The 20,078-nt window shown below is 45.9% G+C and carries 15 protein-coding genes; 14 read left to right on the top strand and 1 reads right to left on the bottom strand.

The features are described 5' to 3' along the window. A partial coding sequence (locus VIM72_RS04585; RefSeq protein ID WP_332001688.1) for a hypothetical protein occupies nucleotides 1–414 on the bottom strand: 414 nt, incomplete at its 3' end. A 123-nt stretch (nucleotides 415–537) separates the two neighbouring features. Between VIM72_RS04585 and VIM72_RS04580 the strand changes: the two genes are divergently transcribed. The 14 genes from VIM72_RS04580 (at nucleotide 538) to VIM72_RS04515 (ending at nucleotide 19,901) form a co-directional block, all read left to right on the top strand. Further along, nucleotides 538–1,134, top strand: a complete 597-nt coding sequence (locus tag VIM72_RS04580) for an RNA polymerase sigma factor (RefSeq protein ID WP_332001687.1) — start codon at nucleotides 538–540, stop codon at nucleotides 1,132–1,134. Nucleotides 1,135–1,186: 52 nt separating this feature from the next. Beyond that, complete coding sequence (locus VIM72_RS04575; RefSeq protein WP_332001686.1) at nucleotides 1,187–2,410, top strand: FecR domain-containing protein; 1,224 nt, start codon at nucleotides 1,187–1,189, stop codon at nucleotides 2,408–2,410. A 122-nt stretch (nucleotides 2,411–2,532) separates the two neighbouring features. Continuing rightward, nucleotides 2,533–5,910, top strand: a complete 3,378-nt coding sequence (locus VIM72_RS04570; protein WP_332001685.1) for a SusC/RagA family TonB-linked outer membrane protein — start codon at nucleotides 2,533–2,535, stop codon at nucleotides 5,908–5,910. Nucleotides 5,911–5,921: 11 nt separating this feature from the next. Next, nucleotides 5,922–7,397, top strand: coding sequence for a RagB/SusD family nutrient uptake outer membrane protein (locus VIM72_RS04565; RefSeq protein ID WP_332001684.1), 1,476 nt, complete (start codon nucleotides 5,922–5,924; stop codon nucleotides 7,395–7,397). A 20-nt stretch (nucleotides 7,398–7,417) separates the two neighbouring features. After that, complete coding sequence (locus VIM72_RS04560) at nucleotides 7,418–8,197, top strand: DUF4397 domain-containing protein (protein ID WP_332001683.1); 780 nt, start codon at nucleotides 7,418–7,420, stop codon at nucleotides 8,195–8,197. A gap of 5 nt (nucleotides 8,198–8,202) precedes the next feature. After that, the gene (locus VIM72_RS04555) at nucleotides 8,203–8,910 is read left to right on the top strand and encodes an RNA polymerase sigma factor (RefSeq protein ID WP_332001682.1); all 708 of its coding nucleotides are present in this window, start codon (nucleotides 8,203–8,205) and stop codon (nucleotides 8,908–8,910) included. Nucleotides 8,911–9,031: 121 nt separating this feature from the next. Further along, complete coding sequence (locus tag VIM72_RS04550) at nucleotides 9,032–9,952, top strand: ABC transporter ATP-binding protein (protein WP_332001681.1); 921 nt, start codon at nucleotides 9,032–9,034, stop codon at nucleotides 9,950–9,952. A 38-nt stretch (nucleotides 9,953–9,990) separates the two neighbouring features. After that, nucleotides 9,991–12,330, top strand: a complete 2,340-nt coding sequence (locus VIM72_RS04545) for a Gldg family protein (RefSeq protein WP_332001680.1) — start codon at nucleotides 9,991–9,993, stop codon at nucleotides 12,328–12,330. Between the two features lie 29 nt (nucleotides 12,331–12,359). Beyond that, nucleotides 12,360–14,687 (top strand): Gldg family protein, encoded by a 2,328-nt coding sequence (locus VIM72_RS04540; RefSeq protein ID WP_332001679.1) that lies wholly within the window; start codon nucleotides 12,360–12,362, stop codon nucleotides 14,685–14,687. Nucleotides 14,688–14,694: 7 nt separating this feature from the next. Further along, nucleotides 14,695–15,993, top strand: coding sequence for a MutS-related protein (locus VIM72_RS04535; RefSeq protein ID WP_332001678.1), 1,299 nt, complete (start codon nucleotides 14,695–14,697; stop codon nucleotides 15,991–15,993). A gap of 6 nt (nucleotides 15,994–15,999) precedes the next feature. Beyond that, entirely contained in the window at nucleotides 16,000–17,316 is a 1,317-nt protein-coding gene (locus VIM72_RS04530; RefSeq protein ID WP_332001677.1) for a MutS-related protein, read from the top strand. 14 nt (nucleotides 17,317–17,330) lie between these two features. Next, a complete protein-coding gene (locus VIM72_RS04525; protein WP_332001676.1) occupies nucleotides 17,331–18,290 on the top strand; it encodes a serine protease in 960 nt (319 codons plus the stop codon). A gap of 281 nt (nucleotides 18,291–18,571) precedes the next feature. Next, nucleotides 18,572–18,925 (top strand): ISAon1 family transposase N-terminal region protein, encoded by a 354-nt coding sequence (locus tag VIM72_RS04520; protein ID WP_332001675.1) that lies wholly within the window; start codon nucleotides 18,572–18,574, stop codon nucleotides 18,923–18,925. Nucleotides 18,926–18,932: 7 nt separating this feature from the next. Further along, complete coding sequence (locus tag VIM72_RS04515) at nucleotides 18,933–19,901, top strand: ISAon1 family transposase (RefSeq protein WP_422653324.1); 969 nt, start codon at nucleotides 18,933–18,935, stop codon at nucleotides 19,899–19,901. The last annotated feature ends 177 nt before the right edge of the window (nucleotides 19,902–20,078 follow it).

The raw sequence follows: 20,078 nt of genomic DNA, 5'->3' as shown, positions 1-20,078 counted from the left end.
TTTTGCGTAAGCCTCCATTTGTTCTGGTACAGACTCACTTTTATCCAGCCAATCCAGCTGGATCTCCAACGGCTCCCTGTCATCTTTAAATGATAATACCAGGTAGATGAACAAGCTTCTTTCACCAACCTCCTTTCTTATGGTATAACTGCGCAGGGAATTCCAGCCATAAGTCTCCTTTTTGTACCAGATACCTTCCTGGTTTAATTCCAGTACCAGTGAATTCCGGATAGCGGTCCAGCTACAGCCCACGAGTGCCGCCAGGCCTATAATGAAAAACATCCATCCAAAAAATGAACCGACACTTCCGCTTACCAGCCAGTAACAGCCCTGGCAAGCTGCCAGGAAACCAAAGACGGCCGCCACTGAATAAGCGACGCGATGTCTTCTGTATTTTACTGGCGGCAGTTGCATATAAGTTCGTTTTCTGTAATATTACATAATTTCCGGCAGATGGTTTTTGTTGTATGATAGCGGGAAGCGCTAGTATAATGGACCAAAATGTTTTATATTGGGTAAAAATCAACCAAAGCTGACATGTCAACGGAGTTTGATCTGATAAATGAACAAGCGTACATCCGCCGCATTTCCCAGGGCGATGCCAAAGCTTTTCATGCCGTTTACCTGCACTATAGCCCCCGTATCTACGGAAAGCTGCTGCGGGTGTTAAAATCGCCGGATCTGGCAGCGGATATCCTCCAGGATCTCTTTACTATTATCTGGCAAAAAAGAGGAGAAATTGATCCGGAGAAATCATTCCCGGCCTTTTTGTATAAGATATCAGACAACCTCGTAATTGATCTATTCCGGAAAGCAAAACGCGATCAGCAGCTTATCAGCCAACTACTGCAGGCCAGCGCAGCAAGCCAGGAGAATACAGAAGAATGGTTATTCCGGAAAGAAAATGAAACCTGGCTGGCAAAAGCAATAGAAAGCCTGCCCCCTCAACGGCAACTGGTTTTCAAACTTTGCAAGCTGGAAAATAAATCCCACGAAGAAGTAGGCCGGTTACTGAATATTTCCCGTGCCACCGTTAATAATCACCTGGTAAAAGCTATTCAGAATCTGAGAATGCGGGCGGCCGGCCAGTCCGACCTGGCAGGGCTCCTCCTGGTAGCCTGGCTGCTTAGTTAATTTTTTTTTGAAGGGAGTAGTTATTTTCTGACAGTGCAACGTATTCCTTTATATGCTACCACATCCAAAAGAGGAAGAATTACGCGTCCTGTTCAACCAATGGCTGGAAGGAAAATGCGATGAACAGGCCATACGCCAGCTTGCCAGCTATGCGGATGACCCTGATCTGGCGGATGCCTGGCGGGTAATGCTGGCAGCGATACCCGGAGAATCATCCAATACTTCAGGGCGGTACCACCAGGAAATAGATGAAGTATACCAGCGGCTTATTGCCACTCAACCGGAATTACAGTCGCAGCAACGGGCATTCCACTTTATCCGCCTGATCAAATATGCCGCGGCCATATTGATTATCCTGATGGCAGGCGGCCTTGGCTATTTTCTATTTACCAACCATCATCATACAAAGGAAAGTACGGCAGTCGCTTATAATATAGTACCCGTCAACACCAGCAAAGCCATACTCACCCTGGGCAACGGTACGAAGATTCCGCTGGATCAATCAGGCAAGGAGCAGCTGGCCAAACAAACAGGACCTGCTGTATTCCTGCAATCAGATAGTGGATACATCACTTACCGGAACAAAGATCAGGCTATTGCTGCCGTACAGTTGCCGGAATACAATACTGTAAGCACGCCAAAGGGAGGAGAGTATAAAATCGTTTTGCCGGATGGTACCCGCGTATGGTTGAATACCGCTTCCTCCCTTACTTTCCCGACTGCCTTTACCGGCTCCCTGCGGGAGGTATCCGTTACCGGGGAAGCTTACTTTGAAGTAACCCGGAATGCCGCTATGCCCTTCCGTGTAAAGATCAATAATAATGCGGCAGTAGAAGTACTTGGCACCAGTTTCAATATCTCGGCCTACCCAGAAGAGCAGGTAGTAAAAACCACCTTGCTGGAGGGAGCCGTAAAACTGGTGAATGGTAAGGAGAGCCGGCTGCTGAAACCCGGACAGGAGGGCCGGTTCGATAATAGTAATGGAGGTATCAGCATAACAACAGTAGATGTCACAGCAGCCGTTGCCTGGAAAAACGGCACATTCGATTTCCGCAACCAGGATATTACAGAGGTAATGAACCAGATAAGCAGATGGTATAACGTAGAGATTGTATATGAAAACGGGAAACCGGAAGGAACTATTTTAGGTATGATTAGCAGAAGCACGGACCTTGTCACCGTGTTAAAAAGTCTTGAGCTGACAAGCGGCATTCATTTCATCACAGAAGGCGGAAATGCTCCCGGACAAAGGGGGAAAATAATTGTCCGGCAGTAACTTAAATCAACCAGTATAAACCAGGCATGCAGCCGGCGGATGCCGGCACAGTACTTCCATCATAGGTAAACAGCTTATGATATGGGAATCATTTTATCATCTTATCCAAACAACCAGGATCTATGGAATTGACAGTGCGGCACTATAGTCGTTCGTGGAAACTATGTGCCATTTCATTTACGATTGTCATGTTGCTACAAAGCTTTCAGGCAACTGCTCAAAAAGTCACCATTTCGGCAAAGCATGTTTCGATAGAAAACATTTTAAGAGATATCAGGAATCAGACCGGCTATAATTTTTCCTGTAAGGCCGATTGGGTAAAACAGATCGGGCCGGTGACAGTGGAAGCAAAGGATGCTCCTATACCGGAGGTGTTAAATGTATGTTTGAGCGGGAAGCCTTTCGCTTACAACGTCCAGAACAAAACGATTACGATTTACCCGGTTGCAGCCATTCCAACTCCTGCCGGGTTCTCCGTTTCAGGTACCATCATGAACCTGCGCAGTAAACCGCTGGATGGGGCCAGTGTGATAATTCAACGCTCAAAACAGGGAACTATTACAGACGCAAAGGGCAGGTTCACGTTGAAAAATGTACGCCCTGCCGATACCCTGTTTATCAGCTTCATAGGCTATACTGCACGACAGGTGCCCATAGCAGGAGAAACAGATCTTACGATAATGCTAAGAGATGCCAGCAGCCAGCTGGATGAAGTAGTAATGCAGGCTTACAGTAAAAGCAGTCAACGCTTTATTACAGGAAATATTACCAAAATAACTGCTAAAGAAATAGAAAAGCAACCCGTGATGAATCCGTTGCTGGCTTTACAAGGCAGGGTGCCTGGCCTGGTGGTGATTCCTACGAGTGGTTTTGCCAGCGCGCCGGTAAAGATAGAAATACGGGGGCTGAATTCATTGAACGCTAATATTCCTTCAGACCCTTTGTATGTTATAGATGGAGTTCCTTTAACCATATTATCGCTTGGAAATACTTTCAATCGTACCTCTACCGGATTTATTCAATCTGTCAATTACAATTATCCAAGTATTATGACCACAAACGGTCAAAGTGAATTATTCAGCATCAACCCAAGGGATATTGAAAGCATTGAAGTACTGAAAGATGCTGATGCAACGGCCGTTTACGGTAGCAGAGGGAGCAATGGGGTTATCCTGATCACTACCAAAAGAGGTAAACCGGGGAAAACCAAATTTGAATTTAATATTAACCCGCCCGTGTTAAGTGTTGGCAAAACCACGCGCATCCCCAAACTGATGAATACGCAACAGTATTTGCAAATGCGCAGGGAAGCTTTCAAAAATGATGGCATTACGCCAACGCTTTTAAACGCTCCCGACCTGCTGGCCTGGGATACCACCCGGTATACCGATTGGGGCAAACAAACAGTGGGAGCGCGGGCCAGGAATTTTGACATTTCTGCTGGCGTATCCGGAGGTGGGGAACAGGCCAGCTTTCGCATTAACGCCGATTATAACCGGCTTACCAACACTACTGATATATCAGGCGCTACGCAGCGTGCAACAGTAGGCGCTAATATCAGCAGTACCAGCCGCGATCAAAAGTTCAATCTCAGTTTTAGCAACAATTTCGCCTATAGTTATGTAGACGTGATAACGCCGGCCTTAAATCCATATTTTGCCCCCAATGGCCCCCCGGCATATGATAAAAATGGCGCTCCAAACTGGGCTGAGTGGAATGTTGACGGGTTAATAGATGTCTACCCATTCAGGTACAGCCTGGATCGCTCCAATCCGCAATCTACCACTACGCTGGCCAGCAGTTTGAACCTGGATTACAAACCTTTCACAGGGCTTACATTCAGCGTTGTCCTGGGCTATAATTTTGCTTACAACACCACTAACTACTACACATCTATCTCCTCACAAAATCCTTATGTTACCAATAACAAGGGAGCAGCCAATTTCAGCACCACCCATAATTCCGGTTGGGTAATAAATCCACAGGTAACCTATACCACCCGGTTAGGGAAAGGTAACCTGCAACTAGTGGCGGTGGCTACAGAGCAAGCCGTTGCTACCAGCGGCGCCAACTTGTTTGGCAGCGGCTATGAAAGTGATCTGCTGTTAGGCAGTATCAATAATGCCAATGCTATTTTGGCAGCAGATGCCAGCAGCAAATCAAGGAATGCAAGTTTTGTAGGAGGCATCAACTATAAATGGGATGAAAAGTATATTGTAAGCCTGAATGGTACCCGCCAGGGTTCTTCCAAATTTGGACCGGACAATAAATATGGCAACTTTGGTTCGGCAGGACTTGCCTGGATCGCTTCGGAAGAAAAATGGATCAAACGGGCCCTCCCCGATCCTGTCAGTTTCCTGAAATTCAGAGGTAGTTATGGCCTTACCGGCAGTGATGGCGTAGCCGACTACCAGTACCTTGCATTATGGCAGGTGCGGACTGCCGCTACAGGCGGATATAACAACCAGATGGCGCTTACGCCGGTAGTACGCCCCAACCAGAAATATCAATGGGAAAGTAACCGGAAACTGGAAGTAGCTGCCAATATAGGCCTGCTTGCCGATAAGATTACGCTTAGTTTCTCCTGGTACAGGAATCGCATCTCTAACCAATTAACTACCTATCCCACCCCCAGCTATATAAATAGCACTAACATTTCCGGCCTCGTTACCAACGTACCTGTGCTATTGCAAAATAGCGGGTGGGAAGGATCTGTCACCGCCAGACTGATCAGCAAACCTGATTTTTCTTTGTCGGCAGATTTTAATATCAGTCGTAATAGAAATATACTGCTTTCTTTTCCTGATCTTGAAAATACTCCTTACGCAGGCCAGTATGCAGTGGGGCAATCAGTTAATACCGTATACGCATTTCATTTCCTGGGAATAGATCCCCTCACCGGACGGCCTGCTGCACAGGATTTCAATCATGACGGATTAGTAAGCAATAACGGTCTGCCTGCACCCGCTCCCGGAAGCGACGATCGCGGCGTTACGTACGACATGCAGCCAAAGTTTACAGGCGGCTTCGGCATTAACGGGAATTATAAAAAATTGCACTTCAGCTTATTCTTTGTGTACAAAAAACAATGGGGACGCAGTATTTACATGACCCTTCCCTATGCAGCAGGGACATTCAACCAAAACCTGCCTGTTGAGCTGTTCAATGCAAAGCGTTGGCAAAAACCGGGAGATATTGCCGACTTTCCGGCGCTCACTACAAGAATGGTCAGCGATTACTGGAATAATATGATGGCATACTCCGATTTCTCTATCTCCGACGCCTCGTTTATCCGGCTAAACAATGCCTTTATTTCTTACCCCTTACCGGAGGCCTGGGGCAAAAAAATCGGTCTGAAAAACCTTACGCTGAATATGACTGCCCAAAATATATTCACATTTACGAGGTATAAAGGTGGCGACCCGGAGACACAGGCATGGACTTTAAACGGGGTCCCTCTGGCAGGTCTTTATACTTTCAGTTTCACCTATAATTTTTAACTATGATCAGGATGAAAATAAGCATAAACAGCCAACGTCTGATTTCTGCAGCATTACTGCCGGTTGTATATATGCTGGCCTCCTGCAGTAAACTGGTATCCATTTCAGATCCGCTGGACCGCGTAACTAATGGTACCGTATTCAGTACCGACGATTTTGCCAATGGAGCCGTTAACGGTATTTACAATACCATGCTTACAGAGAATAGTTTCGGTAAGGGAATGACCGCCCTGTATGGAGCGCTTTCCGCCGATGAAGTAAATTTGTATCAGAGCTATTACAATCAATACAACCCCGTTAACACTAACCATTTGGTCTTAATTGGGTCGGGGGCCAACAGAACCTGCATCACGGACAATTTATGGATCTCCGCATATGGAGCTATCTATACTGCCAATGCAGTGCTCGAAGGCCTGAGCAACTCCACCTCTGCCGGCTTACATGAAACGGCCAGACAACAGTTTACCGCAGAAGCTAAATTTCTCCGGGCCTTCTGTTATTTCTACCTGGTTAATTTTTTCGGTGACGTACCGCTGGCACTTACCACTGAATATAGCGCCACTGCTACCCTTCCGCGAAGCTCCGTGACTGATGTATATCAACAAATCATAAAAGATCTGAAGGATGCCCGGGACAACCTTGCAGCCACCTATCCCGGCGGAGGCAATAACCGCACCAGAGTGAACAAGTGGGCAGCCGCAGCCCTGCTGGCCAGGGTGTATCTCTTCACCGGAGATTACAGCAATGCCTTAACAGAGGCTACAAACGTCATTAACCAATCCGCATTATATGTACTTGAACCTGATCTGGATAAAGTATTCCCTATCGCCAGCCGCGAAGCTATCTGGCAACTGAACCAGAAAACCATGTCCCAGAGCTCTGATGCCACTCCGGAGGGCATCACATTCTTACCCGGTTTTACGCCTAACCGCGACACCATATTGGTAAATTACCTACTCTCTCCTCAACTGGTAAGTTCCTTTGAAACTGGCGACAAGCGGAAGCAGCAATGGATCGATGTAAAACCTGTATATCACGCTTCTATTAGTGCCTATTATAACAGGAAGTATAAGACAGGTCTTTACAATCAAATCCTGGGCGGTACTCCCATAGAATATTCGGTAGTGCTCCGGTTAGCAGAACTGTACCTGATACGGGCAGAAGCCCAGGCTCATGGCGTTGGAGGAGGTGCTGCTGCTGCCATTGCGGATTTAAATACCATCCGTAACCGGGCTGGCTTATCTGATTTACCCGGAAGTCTTTCCGGAGCAGCATTGCTGGATGCCGTGGCGCATGAATGGCAAACAGAATTCTTTTGTGAATGGGGGCACCGCTGGTTCAACCTGAAACGGACCGGTAAAGCCCATAGCGTGCTGTCGCAGATTCCCATCAAGCAACCCTGGGCAGGAGATCAGCAATTGCTCTATCCCGTACCTCCCGGCGATATAAGCCGCAATAAAAATCTCATCCAGAATCCCGGGTATTAATAAATCATAAAATCACTGCAATGGAACAAAAAATATCCCGGCAAATACTACTGGCAGTAATTCTGATGCTGGCCGCTGCCTGCCGCAAAACCGAGATCAGAACAGATGGCACCGCATCGCTTAGCATTATTAATGCTATACCCGGTACATCCAGCCTGGTTACCAATTTCAGCGGAACAGCGCCTTTGAGCAACTACTATCTGAATGCCCGGCAGATAACATATAATACGTTTTCCCAGGACTATCAATTCAGCTCTTACAGCGGTAATGTCCGACTAGCCTTGTTCAACTTCCCGGATACGCTTGCCAAGAGCAAACCTGTTGTTGACCTTACACTCAACCTTCAGATCGGTTCCATCTACAGCTTGTTTGTTACCGGGAGCATCGCCCAACCAGACACCTTGTTTACGACAGATCATCCGCCTTACTATGCCGTGTCAGACAGCGTCACCGGTATCCGTTTCATTAACCTCTCTCCGGGCAGTGCACCTGTCAGCGTAAACCTGGCAGGCCAACCTAATGGAAGCGAGATCAATAGCCTGTCTTACAAAAGCGTCACCGGGTTCATGCGCTATCCTGCCACAGCTGATATCAGCAGCTATACTTTCGAATTCCGCGATAAAGCCAGTGGTCGTCTGTTAGGCAGCTACGAGGCAACCGGCATTAATAATGACTCGGCTACCCCTGATAATCCTATCAACAAATGGCGATTCCGGAATTGCACGCTGGCTTTGCTTGGCTTACCCGATGATGGATCGGGCAATGGTACGCAAAGTATCCTCTTAATCAACAATTACTAACGGAAATGAACAAACGACTTTCATACGACCAGGAAGAAGTATCTGCCGTTACTTTTCTCGAACAGGAAGATATATTCACAACCCTGGTGCACGACCATTCTTCCAGACTGACATGTATAGCCTACAGCATAACAAAAAACTGGCTGGTATCGGAAGACATTGTACAGGAAGCATTCCTTAAACTATGGCAAAAACGCGCTGAAATAATTCCGGATAACCTGGGAGGATGGTTGTATAAAGTTGTAGCTAATCTTGCCTACAAGCATCAGAAAAAAGAATCCAGGCAACAGCAGCTTGTCAGCTCCCTGAGTGCAACAAAAAAAGGGTTCTGCACGGATGTAGAAGAACAGCTGATGAACAAGGAAAATGATCAACTCTTTCATCATATACTAAATCTTTTACCGGAAAAACAACGGCAGGTTTACCGGCTAAGCCGGGAAGAAGGACTGGGCAGAAATGAAATTGCACTTCAGCTCAATGTATCGCCTAATACGGTAAAAGAACACTTATCGAGAGCCCTGCGGTTTGTAAAAGAACATATAGTCAGCCTTTCTCTGTTTATCCTCTTTTTCATATTTAACAATATTTTTTTCAAGAAGAGTAGTACTGTTCCTGCTCCCGGGGATTTATATAAAGTAAAACAGGTCATTGAAAAAAAATCATCCGGTAACTCAATAGCCTGGCTTCGTCCGGTTATACCATTCCAGCTATAAAATATCCGTACATCCATGTTCCCCGGGAACCAGGTGATCAGGCATCACCCTGGTAACGGATATTCTATGCCTGGATTTTAAGCAGGTTCCAAAGAATAAATCTTCATTCAAATATCAGATCATGATCTTAAAAACAGAAAATCTTTCCCATAAATACAGCAGTACATGGGCCATACGGGATATTAACATTGAAATATCCCAACCGGGTATCATCGGGTTATTAGGCTCCAACGGGGCGGGAAAATCCACTACGATGAATATTATCTGCGGTACGCTTAATCAAACACAAGGCAATGTTTACATTAATGATATTGACCTGAGAAAAGATCCCGAAACTGCAAAACGGGAAATTGGTTTTCTGCCACAAACGCCTCCGTTGTATACAGACCTTACGATCGATGAATACCTTACCTATTGCGCTCATCTGCGGCTGATGAAAAAGGAAACCATAAAACCGGCGATAGAAGAAGCCAAGGAACGCTGCGGCATTACCCATTTCAGCTCCCGTCTGATACGCAATCTATCCGGTGGATATCGCCAACGGGTAGGCATTGCGCAAGCTATCATCCATAAGCCCAAACTGGTAGTAATGGACGAACCTACCAATGGTTTGGATCCTAACCAGTTAATTGAAGCGAGAAAATTGATCAGGGATATTTCCACTGAGCATACAGTGCTGCTATCTTCACATATACTATCTGAAATCAGCCTGCTATGCCGGGAAATTATTATGATCGAATCCGGCAGGATCGTATTCTCCGACAGTATGGAAGCCTTCAATAACTATACGCAGAAACGTACTATTATCATGCAGATGGAAGCTCCGCCAGATAAAGCCGAGTTGATGAAAGTAAAAGGTGTTACCCAGGCGGAGTTCCTTACCGGCAAACAGGTACGCATTTATTTTGATGGAGACCCGGAGGTGACAGAACGGCTGATTGCAGCCAGTATAGCCAACAACTGGCGATTACAGGAAATCGGGTATGATAAGGGCTTGCTGGACGACATCTTCAAACAGTTGTCTACACAATCCGCCCGGTAAAACCTGGTTTTAATTGCAACGAAATAAAAAAAGTTCTGATGAATAGTATAATCAAGATAGCAAAAAATGAGCTCAGGAACCTGTTCTACTCTCCGATAGCATGGTTCCTATCCATCATCTTCATGGTAATGTGTGCTTATTTCTATACAAGCATCCTATACCCCTGGGCCAAAATGACGTTCACCATGTATCGCAACAAGCCCAGTCTTATCTACTGGGCAGTGGAATCTGTTACCTCGCTCATCTTCCTCAATCCCCAGAATGGCTTCTTCATTAATATCCTGCCACATATCTACCTGTTTGTCCCCCTACTCACTATGGGCATCATCAGCAGGGAATTCACAGGTGGTACTTCAAAATTACTTTTCTCATCACCCATTAAATTAAGGCAGATAGTACTGGGTAAATTCCTCGCCATAATTACCTATAACTTACTCATGGTCCTGATTATAGGAATTTTTATGGTATCCGGATTCTTTGACATCAAAAACCTTGACATTCCGCCATTGTTGTCAGCAGCGCTGGGATTCTATCTTTTCCTGTGCTCACTTACTGCTATCGGATTTTTCATGTCAGGTCTCAGCAACTATCAGATAGTATCTGCTATTGCCAGCTTTACCTTGCTTTTTATCCTGAGCCGTATCGGCGGCTTATGGCAGGAATATGATTTTATAAGAGATATCACTTATTTCCTTTCCATTTCAGGGCGTACGGAAAAAATGCTTATTGGCCTTATCACTACCAAAGATATTCTCTATTACCTGGTGATCATTTATATATTCGTCAGCTTTACCCTGATAAAAATGAAAAGCGGCCGTGAGTCGAAACCCTGGTATATTGTAACCGGCCGCTATATAGCAGTGGTCTTATCCGGAATACTGGTCGGCTATGTAGGATCCCTTCCCCGGTTCACCGGTTACCTGGATACCACTGCACGGCAAGTGAATACCATACACCCGCGAACACAACATTTGATCCGTAAACTAAACGAAGGACCGCTGGAAGTAACGCTTTATGTTAACTTATTCGACTCACATGTGGGTGACGGGCTTCCTGCATCGCGAAATATTTACCTGTCAACCGTCTGGGAACCTTACCAACGCTTTAAGCCCGACATGGAATTCAGGTATGTATACTATTATGCCGCTCCGGACGACAGTACATTATACAGGCAGTACCCCGGCAAATCACTTAAACAGATCGCCGGGCTTACAGCAAAAATTTTCCGGGTGGATTCTGCCATGTTCAAAAGCCCCGAAGAGATGCGGCATATTATTGACCTGGCGCCAGAGGAACACAGGCTGGTAATGCAGTTAAAATATAAGGGCCGTACTACCTTTCTGCGTACCTGCCCTGAAGGTGAAACGTTTTGGCCAAACGAACAGAATATGAACGCAGCCATAAAACGTATACTGGGTGAACATATACCAAAAGTTTATTTTGTTCAGGGCGGGCTTGAGCGCAGTATCCTGAAAAAAGGGGAACGTGAATATTACACGCTTGCACTCAGCAAAAAAAGAACCGGATCGCTGCTTAATGTTGGTTTTGATCCTGATACACTAAACCTGGATACACAGGATATACCAGGTGACGCCAGCATCATTGTGTTGGCCGATCCACGTATGGATCTTAGCCCTGCCGCGAAGGAAAAACTAAACAAATACATCAGCCAGGGTGGTAACATGATCATTTCGGGAGAACCAGGCAAGCAGCAAATAGTGAATCCGCTGCTCAGCCATACAGGTGTTCAGCTGATGAATGGCCAGCTTGTACAACCTTCCTTCGATGAAACACCAGACAAGGTATGGGCATACTTTAATCCTGCCAGCTATCATCTTTCAGAAGAATATTATTTCAGGTTGTTCAAACATTTGTGGGCACATAAGGCATATGGGGATTCTTTAAAAGCGCCCTTCGCTGGTATGGCAGCACTCTCCTATACGAGCGACAGCAGCTTTTCTATAAAACCTTTGGTAGAAACCATGCCGGGAAAATCCTGGCTGAAAGCAGGCAAGCTTATCGTCGATTCCACGCCTCCGGTATTCAGTCCGCAGGACGGTGATATAACGGCCATCTCCTTTCCTGTCACTGTTCAACTAACGAGACAGCTAAAAGGGAAAGAGCAACGCATTATAATATGCGGCGATGCCGACTGGGCCAGTAATCTGCGCCTGATAGATGACTGGGCCCGCAGCGTTTACAGTTGGGTTAGCTATAATGAAACACCGGTATACACACCCATCCCCTATGCAACTGATAACAAGGTAATGCTTAGTCCTGCAGGGGCAGGCATTCAGAAAATAGTATATCCATGGGTGTTACCCGGACTTACATTATTAATGGGCACCGTGTTACTTATAAGAAGAAAGAGGAAATAGCCCTCATCTGAAAGTTTAAATCAGTTAAAATGAAGAGCATATTCAAAATAGCAAAAAATGAGTTCCGCTACCTGTTCTATTCCCCTATCGCATGGTTTCTCATGATAGTGTTTATAGCACAATGCGCATATTTTTATTCAACACCTTTATTCATGGCTGCTAATGCACAAGATGTGCTACTGACAAACAGTCCGAAGTTTAAAGGTTTTCCCAGCTCACTCACATCCGGCATTTTCCTGCAAGGTGAGGTATTCTCCAGCGTCATGCAAAATCTCTACCTGTTTCTGCCGCTGCTAACAATGGGCCTTATCAGCCGGGAAATCAACAATAAAACTATCGAATTATTGTACTCATCGCCTGTTAGCCTGCGTAAAATAGTTTTTGGGAAATACCTTGGCATCATGTTGTATAACCTGCTACTGGTAGGTCTTGTGAGCATTATTATGCTGTCTGCTTTCTTCAGTATCCGGCATGCGGACTATGGCATTTTCCTTTCTGCCACACTTGGATTTTACCTGCTGATATGCGCCTACACCGCCATAGGATTGTTTATGTCGTGTCTGACCTCCTACCAGATTGTATCTGCCCTCAGTACCTTCACTGCTATATTTGTTCTTAGCAGGATCGGAGGGCTGTGGCAGCGATACGACCTGGTGAGGGACCTGACTTATTTCCTCTCCCTTCAGAACCGGACTGGAAAAATGCTCAACGGACTTATCAGCACCAAGGATGTGATCTATTTCATCATAGTAACCTGTATGTTCATTTACTTCACCTTGCTGAAATTGAAAGGCAACCGGGAAGACCGGCCCTGGTACGTGAAAGCGGGCCGTTATGCGGTGGTAATGGGAACAGTGCTCCTCATCGGCTATATCTCCTCCAGGCCAACATTAACCGGCTATTGGGATGTTACCGCTACAAAAAGGAATACTATTCATCCCCGTACCCAGCAGCAACTCAAAGCGATGGGCGATAGTACACTGGAAGTAACGCTGTATGCCAATTTATTGGGCGGTGGCCTGGGCCGTGGCTTACCGGAACTCCGTAATGTTGATTACCTGGCCAACCTGTGGGAACCCTATCTGCGGTTTAAGCCGGATATACGCTTCAAATATGTTTATTACTATGATTACGATTCCACTATTGATAATGGTGGTCTATATGCGCAGTTTCCGGATAAATCAATTGAACAAATCGCCTTTGAAATGGCAGATATGATCGACATAGATACTGCCATGTTCAAAACACCTGCGGAAATACGCCGCACCATTGATCTCCTGCCGGAAAAGCTCCGGCTGGTTTTACAGTTGAAATACAGGGGCCGCACCACTTTTCTCCGGACCTATGACGATACCTTTTTCTGGCCGGATGAAACCAATATGAATGCCGCCCTCCAGTACCTGATACAATCTAAAATACCCAACGTTGCTTTTGTTACAGGTGAACTGGAACGGAATATTTATAAACTTGGAGAAAGGGAATATGCCGGACATTCTGCCTATAAAGGCGGGCGAGGCGCCCTGATAAACACCGGATTCAATGTAGATACCCTGAACCTGCTGACCCAGGAAATTCCCCGGGATATTACCACCCTTGTTTTGGCGGACCCCAAAATGGATCTTCCATCCATAGTATCTGACAAACTAAAACATTATATCGATAACGGCGGAAATATGTTCATAGCCGGCGAGCCAGGCAAACAATATGTGCTGAATCCATTCCTCGAACAGTTGGGCGTAAAACTAGCCGATGGACAGCTCGTACAACCTACCTTCGATGAAACACCGGATAAGATAACCGCTTCACCAACAATGGAAGCCAGCCAACTTTCTGAGGGCATATCCTGGTTACAGAAAAAGGAGTTGGAGGATACACTCAAAATCATAATGCCCGGAACTACCACAATTACCCGCGACAGTACAAGTACTTTCCAGATCAGTTCCCTGGCGTCCACTATTTCCGGATGGACCTGGCTCAGGTCCGGAGCAGTTGTCATTGACTCAACGTTACCGGCATTCAACCCAATGAGTGGCGACAGGAAAGAAGATACTTTCCCTGTTATCATGAAGCTGACCCGGCAAAAAAATGGTAAGGAACAACGTATAGTCATTAGCGGTGATGCCGACTTTGCCAGCAATATCCGTATAGGCCCCAATGCATATTTCCTGATGCCGGCTTATAGCTGGCTGGTATACAATCAATCACCCGTGTATACACCCAGGCCCGCACCGGAGGATGTCCTGCTGTCTATCGGCCCCAGGGCCGCAACCATGCAAAAAACAATCTTTGTTTGGGTATTACCAGGCCTGTTGCTATTGGCAGGAACTATCTTATTAATCCGCAGGAAGAGAAAATAAAACAATTATGTATCTGCAAACAGACGAACAAACTATAGAGGATCTGCGCATATTCGGCAAACGGGATGGCAGCAGTATTTACGATATCTACAATCATTCCCATACCCGCGGCGGGGAAGCCCTGCTGGAAGAAATGTTCAGAGCTCCGTTGTCGGATCGCCAGGCTATTAATCAACGTAGCAATATTATTGAACATTTTTCCCGGCTTAACCTGTCGTTTCCCTATAATGCTACCCTCTTCGATATGGCGGAAAAATACCTGATGAACAGCGAAAGCAACAGCAGGCAGCAACACCACCCGCAACTTAGCGAAAAGGAAATACAAAACGGGGTAATTGCTGTCATAAACCTCATTCATCTTACAAAGGAGTTTATAGAAAGAGAAGAAATAAAACAGGTTCCAGGCTATGCCCCGGAAAGGGAAGCAATAGCTGCATTGCTTGCAGATCCCGCCTTTGAGCCAGCCATGAAAGAGCAGGCCAAAGGCGGAAAACTGCCTTACGCAGCTGTTACCGCCTACGATGCCTTGTTCCGGATCAGTGAAAAACATAAAGTGGAAATGCTCCTGGGTCATGTGTACGCCCTCGACGTATATATCTCCGTGGCCAGAACAGCCAACGAGCGCCAATTCATTTTCCCGAAGGCGCAAAACAAAACACCTTGCCTGCTCAACGCCGAAGGTGTATATCATCCATCCCTGAAAGCACCTGTTGGCAATAATATCAGGATGAACGGACAACAGAATGTTATATTCCTTACGGGGGCTAATATGGCAGGCAAATCTACCTTTCTACGGGCCTTGAGCACAGCCCTGTATATGGCGCACATGGGCTTTCCGGTGGCAGCAAAAGCTATGGAATTCTCCGTGCTGGACGGCATCTATACTACCGTCAACCTCCCGGATAACCTGGGTATCGGGGCCAGTCACTTTTATGCCGAAGTACTGCGGGTAAAAAAAATGGCTGCGGAACTGAGCACCGGTAAATCATACTTCATCCTCTTTGATGAACTGTTTCGTGGTACCAACGTAAAGGATGCACAGGAAGCTACTATTGCCGTAACAAAGGGTTTTGCAGGGAAAAGCAACAGCCTTTTTCTCATTTCCTCTCATATAGTAGAAGCCGGGGAAGCGCTGAAACAGGAAGACTCCGTAGGCTTTCTCTTTCTCCCCACCCGCATGAACGGACATGTACCGGAATATACCTATACACTTGAACAGGGGATTACAGACGACCGGCACGGGATGATCATCATCCGCAATGAAGGTATCCTGGAAATACTGGCAAATGGAAAGAAAAATAAATAGATCATCATGCATTTTAGTATAGATAAGCAAACACTCGATGAACTGAACCTGTTGGGTAAATTCCGTCATGATTCGGTATATCATTTATTTAACCGTGTAAAAACGAGAGGCGGAGAGCAGCTGCTGGACAAAATGTTCCGCCATCCGTTAACGGATGCAGCTGCTATTAATGAGCGCAGCAGTATCTTCCGTTTTTTCCAGCAGCAGCAAACAAGTTTTCCGTTTGATGTACAGCAGATCAATCTTATGCGGGAATACCTGGATGCACAGGGAAGTCAGAATGCCGTGCTTGTGCTGGCAGGCACACTTGTTAAGAAATGGTTGTCGGCGCTGACAAGGGATGAACGGTACAAAAAAATGGTACAGGGCTTACAGGCCACTATCATTACATTGAATCGTTGCCATAGCTTTGTATCATCTGTACAAGCCGCCGGCAGTCCCTATGCACAACGCATTAACGCTATCAGTGCCCTCCTGGCAGACAAGCGGCTGGAGCGGCTGCGGAACACAGATATCTACACCGCGCTTCCGCTGAAAACGCTGGCTTACTATGATCATCTGCTGAAAAGTAAACTGCACCAGGAGCTGGAAGGTATACTGGCATTCATCTATGAAGTGGACGTAAATATTACTGTAAGCGATGTGGCCCGCAGCAAGGGATTCAATTATGCAACAGCATTAAGTAAGGACGAAGACATATTGAAGGCCACGGGCCTTTGCCATCCATGTATTGAGCGCGCCGTAGGTAATACGATCTTCCTGCATAAGAACAGCAATCTACTTTTTCTCACGGGCGCCAATATGGCTGGTAAATCCACCTTGATGAAATCAATCGGCATCGGCCTGTACCTAGCCCATATGGGTTTTCCGGTGGCAGCCGCACAGCTGGAGTTTTCCGTCAGGGATGGCTTGTATTCGTCTATTAACGTAGCCGATAATATCGGACTTGGTTACAGCCATTTCTATGCAGAAGTGGTGAGGGTAAAACAAGCTGCTGAAGCGGCAGCCAGCGGCAAAAAACTACTGCTGATGTTTGATGAGCTGTTCAAAGGCACCAATGTAAAAGATGCCTACGACGGTACCCTTGCAGTTACACAGGGGTTTGCCGACTACCGCGAATGCCTCTTCGTGATCTCCACACACATCATTGAAGTTGGAGAAGCGCTGAAAGACCGTAACAATATACACTTTGTATTTATGCCAACAGTCATGGATGGTCCTTTTCCCCGCTATACTTACCAGTTACAGGAAGGTATAACAGAAGACAGACAAGGAATGATGATCATTCGCAACGAAGGAATTCTTGAACTACTTAACAAATAAATCACTAACCAGTTATGATAAACAGCAAGTATTGTTGCCGGGTCAGCATCCCATTGCTACTGAGCACACTGATGACCATGGCGCAATCCACTGCTACGTCATCCATGTATGTGGACTACCAGCAATTTTTCGGTTCTCTGCAGATCAAATCCACTTCCGTCAACGGTTCGGCACCGAAACCAATGGAAACACTGCGGAAGGAAGCAGCACTGCTTATCGATGAAAAGCCCGTTGCTAATGCCAGCAATATTCCGGTTCAGCGTCCCGGAGCCAGGATACTTGATGATGAAGCAATCTATACCCGGCGAAAAAAAAGCGTATTTATAATAGGGAACCTGAAACATGCAACAGATAGTACAGGAGCTATATCTTTCGAATTAACAGGGACTGCCTTCGCATTGAGCGCCGATGGTCTGTGTGCAACCAACTACCATGTGCTCAAAAATATTATCGGGCACGAAAGCCCGGAAAAAGTGAAAGACAGTGTCTTTTTTATTATGACCCCGGATAACCAGGTTTACTTTATCGACAGTATACTTGCTTATTCGCAGAATAATGATCTGGCTGTGTTCCGGGTAAATACCAATGGCAGGCAGCTGCAACCTATTCCCTTTGGCAAGCCGGCGCAGGTAGGGGCAACCGTGTACTGCATCTCCCATCCTCTCGGATATTTTTACTATTTCAGCAAAGGCATCGTGGCCAGGAATGTAACGGTGGCCAGTGGGCAGGCGGCGGCAGGTTATAACCCAAATGGCAAACCGCCCATCCGTATGGAAATCACCGCCGATTATGGAATAGGCTCAAGCGGGGGACCAATATTGGATAAATACGGTAACCTCGTTGGGATCGTTTCCTCCACTGCCGCAGTCGGAACCAGTACACTGGATGCAACAGGAAATATTTCCGGGCATCAGCAAATGGTAGTGAGGGACACTTCTCCGTTGATAGCGTTGAAAGGGCTGCTGGGCCAGTAAGGGCATCTGCTTTGTTACAGCGATATTATCCGGGATATCCATTTAGTATTCGCCTACATCCGGTGTATATTTTTGCAGTCAATAACATCAGTGTCTCTGAGGCCTTGTTGCTCCGGTTCAAGGGTGTGCCGTAAATTAGTAACGATAAGTCAGCTCCAACAAAAAAGTAATATCACGCTTTGACAGCATATTTAGATGATCTGAAATTTATGGGATCAAGTTGAAAAGTTGGGGGATAGTTAAAAAAATAGTTTTTTTGCGTCCAACTAAGATTGATAGCCGTGGATAAGAATTTTAGCCTTCTGATAGAGGCGTTGCTGCCAGAAGGGATTTTATATTACTTCGAGATAACTGATGCTTCTCAAACTGAGACTGAAATAAGTATTTATTTAGAAGAAAGGAATATTGTTCCCGCTGAGCATCAGCATAAAAAACTTCACGCCAAGGACTTCCTTCCTCCCGTTGCTGTTCAGGATTTTCCTATCCGCCGCAAGAAGGTCACTTTATATGTAAAGCGGCGGCGGTGGGAGGTTGTAGCTACCGGAGAAACAGTAACAAGAGATTGGGAAATAGTGAAAAAAGGAACGCGAATGACATTGGAATTCGGTTATTTTTTAAAAGGATTACTTAGATAATCACCCCATCAGTCCCGTTCAACTGGGCCATCTTTACAATGTTGACGGTAAACAACTTGGCCAACAATACAAACATCATTTAAGTGATTTTTCCAGTTGGGAACAGAAAGAACATGCTGCCCAGTGGATGCTTTTTGAACAAAACATTGGCACCGCTTTAAGTATAGACGAGACCGCCTTTGCCAGTGGAGAGCTGTATACCATTGTTACTAATAAGCTGGCCAAGGGCCGTAAAGGTTCAATAGTGGCTATGATCAAGGGTACTCAGTCTGAATTTCTGAAAGAAGTCCTGTTTAAAATCCCTAAACGCCTGCGCCAGAAAGTACAGGAAGTTACCATCGATATGTCTGGTAGCCTCAATAGCGCTGTTAAAGCCTGTTTTCCTAATGCCCATCGGGTAATAGATCGCTTCCATGTACAACACCTGGCTTTTGAAGCGGTGCAGGAAATAAGAATAAAGCATCGCTGGGAAGCCCTGGAACAGGAAAATCAGGAGTATGAGCAAGCCAAACGGGCAGCTGTAAAGTATGAGCCCCTCAGGCTACCTAATGGCGACACGGTCAAACAGCTGTTAGCCAGAAGCCGATACTTGCTGTTTAAACATCCCAGACTATGGACCAGAGAACAGCAGCAGAGAGCAGAATTATTATTCAGCCACTATCCCCTCATTCATAAATCCTATCAGCTATCGCTACGACTGGGTGAGGTTTACAGACAGTGTAAGTGTAAAGAAGAAGCTTTTAAAAAGCTGGCTTTGTGGTATAATGACGTGGAAGCAGCGGGGATATTATCCTTCAAGACCGTTGCCAGGACTATTAGAACTCATTATCTGGGCATTCTGAACTTCTTCAATAATAGAGCTACAAATGCCGCCGCAGAATCTTTCAATGCTAAAATAAAGTCCTTTAGAAACGCCCTAAGAGGGGTTCGGGATGTAGAATTCTTTCTTTACAGATTGACTAAACTGTATGCTTAAAAATTATGGAGATCCCCCAACTTTTCAACTTGATCCCACAAAACGCTGTATGCACCTGCTGAGGCAACCGAACAGATTAACATCATGAACGCATTGAAGGCATAAATTCTTAGTCTACCGGCGAAGGTAATGTACGATTACACTGTCGCCGTCAGTTATTACTTATAACTTGTTCCG

The organism is Chitinophaga sp. (assembly GCF_036569185.1).
GTDB lineage: Bacteria > Bacteroidota > Bacteroidia > Chitinophagales > Chitinophagaceae > Chitinophaga.
Note: the sequence above shows the minus strand (reverse complement) of the source record. Positions and strands in the feature narration are given on the sequence as shown.

Bases quoted from the DNA above. Each gene is read 5' to 3' on its own strand.
- VIM72_RS04580 (WP_332001687.1), top strand. From the start codon at position 538: ATGTCAACGGAGTTTGATCTGATAAATGAACAAGCGTACATCCGCCGC.
- VIM72_RS04575 (WP_332001686.1), top strand. From the start codon at position 1,187: ATGCTACCACATCCAAAAGAGGAAGAATTACGCGTCCTGTTCAACCAA.
- VIM72_RS04570 (WP_332001685.1), top strand. From the start codon at position 2,533: ATGGAATTGACAGTGCGGCACTATAGTCGTTCGTGGAAACTATGTGCC.
- VIM72_RS04565 (WP_332001684.1), top strand. From the start codon at position 5,922: ATGAAAATAAGCATAAACAGCCAACGTCTGATTTCTGCAGCATTACTG.
- VIM72_RS04560 (WP_332001683.1), top strand. From the start codon at position 7,418: ATGGAACAAAAAATATCCCGGCAAATACTACTGGCAGTAATTCTGATG.
- VIM72_RS04555 (WP_332001682.1), top strand. From the start codon at position 8,203: ATGAACAAACGACTTTCATACGACCAGGAAGAAGTATCTGCCGTTACT.
- VIM72_RS04550 (WP_332001681.1), top strand. From the start codon at position 9,032: ATGATCTTAAAAACAGAAAATCTTTCCCATAAATACAGCAGTACATGG.
- VIM72_RS04545 (WP_332001680.1), top strand. From the start codon at position 9,991: ATGAATAGTATAATCAAGATAGCAAAAAATGAGCTCAGGAACCTGTTC.
- VIM72_RS04540 (WP_332001679.1), top strand. From the start codon at position 12,360: ATGAAGAGCATATTCAAAATAGCAAAAAATGAGTTCCGCTACCTGTTC.
- VIM72_RS04535 (WP_332001678.1), top strand. From the start codon at position 14,695: ATGTATCTGCAAACAGACGAACAAACTATAGAGGATCTGCGCATATTC.
- VIM72_RS04530 (WP_332001677.1), top strand. From the start codon at position 16,000: ATGCATTTTAGTATAGATAAGCAAACACTCGATGAACTGAACCTGTTG.
- VIM72_RS04525 (WP_332001676.1), top strand. From the start codon at position 17,331: ATGATAAACAGCAAGTATTGTTGCCGGGTCAGCATCCCATTGCTACTG.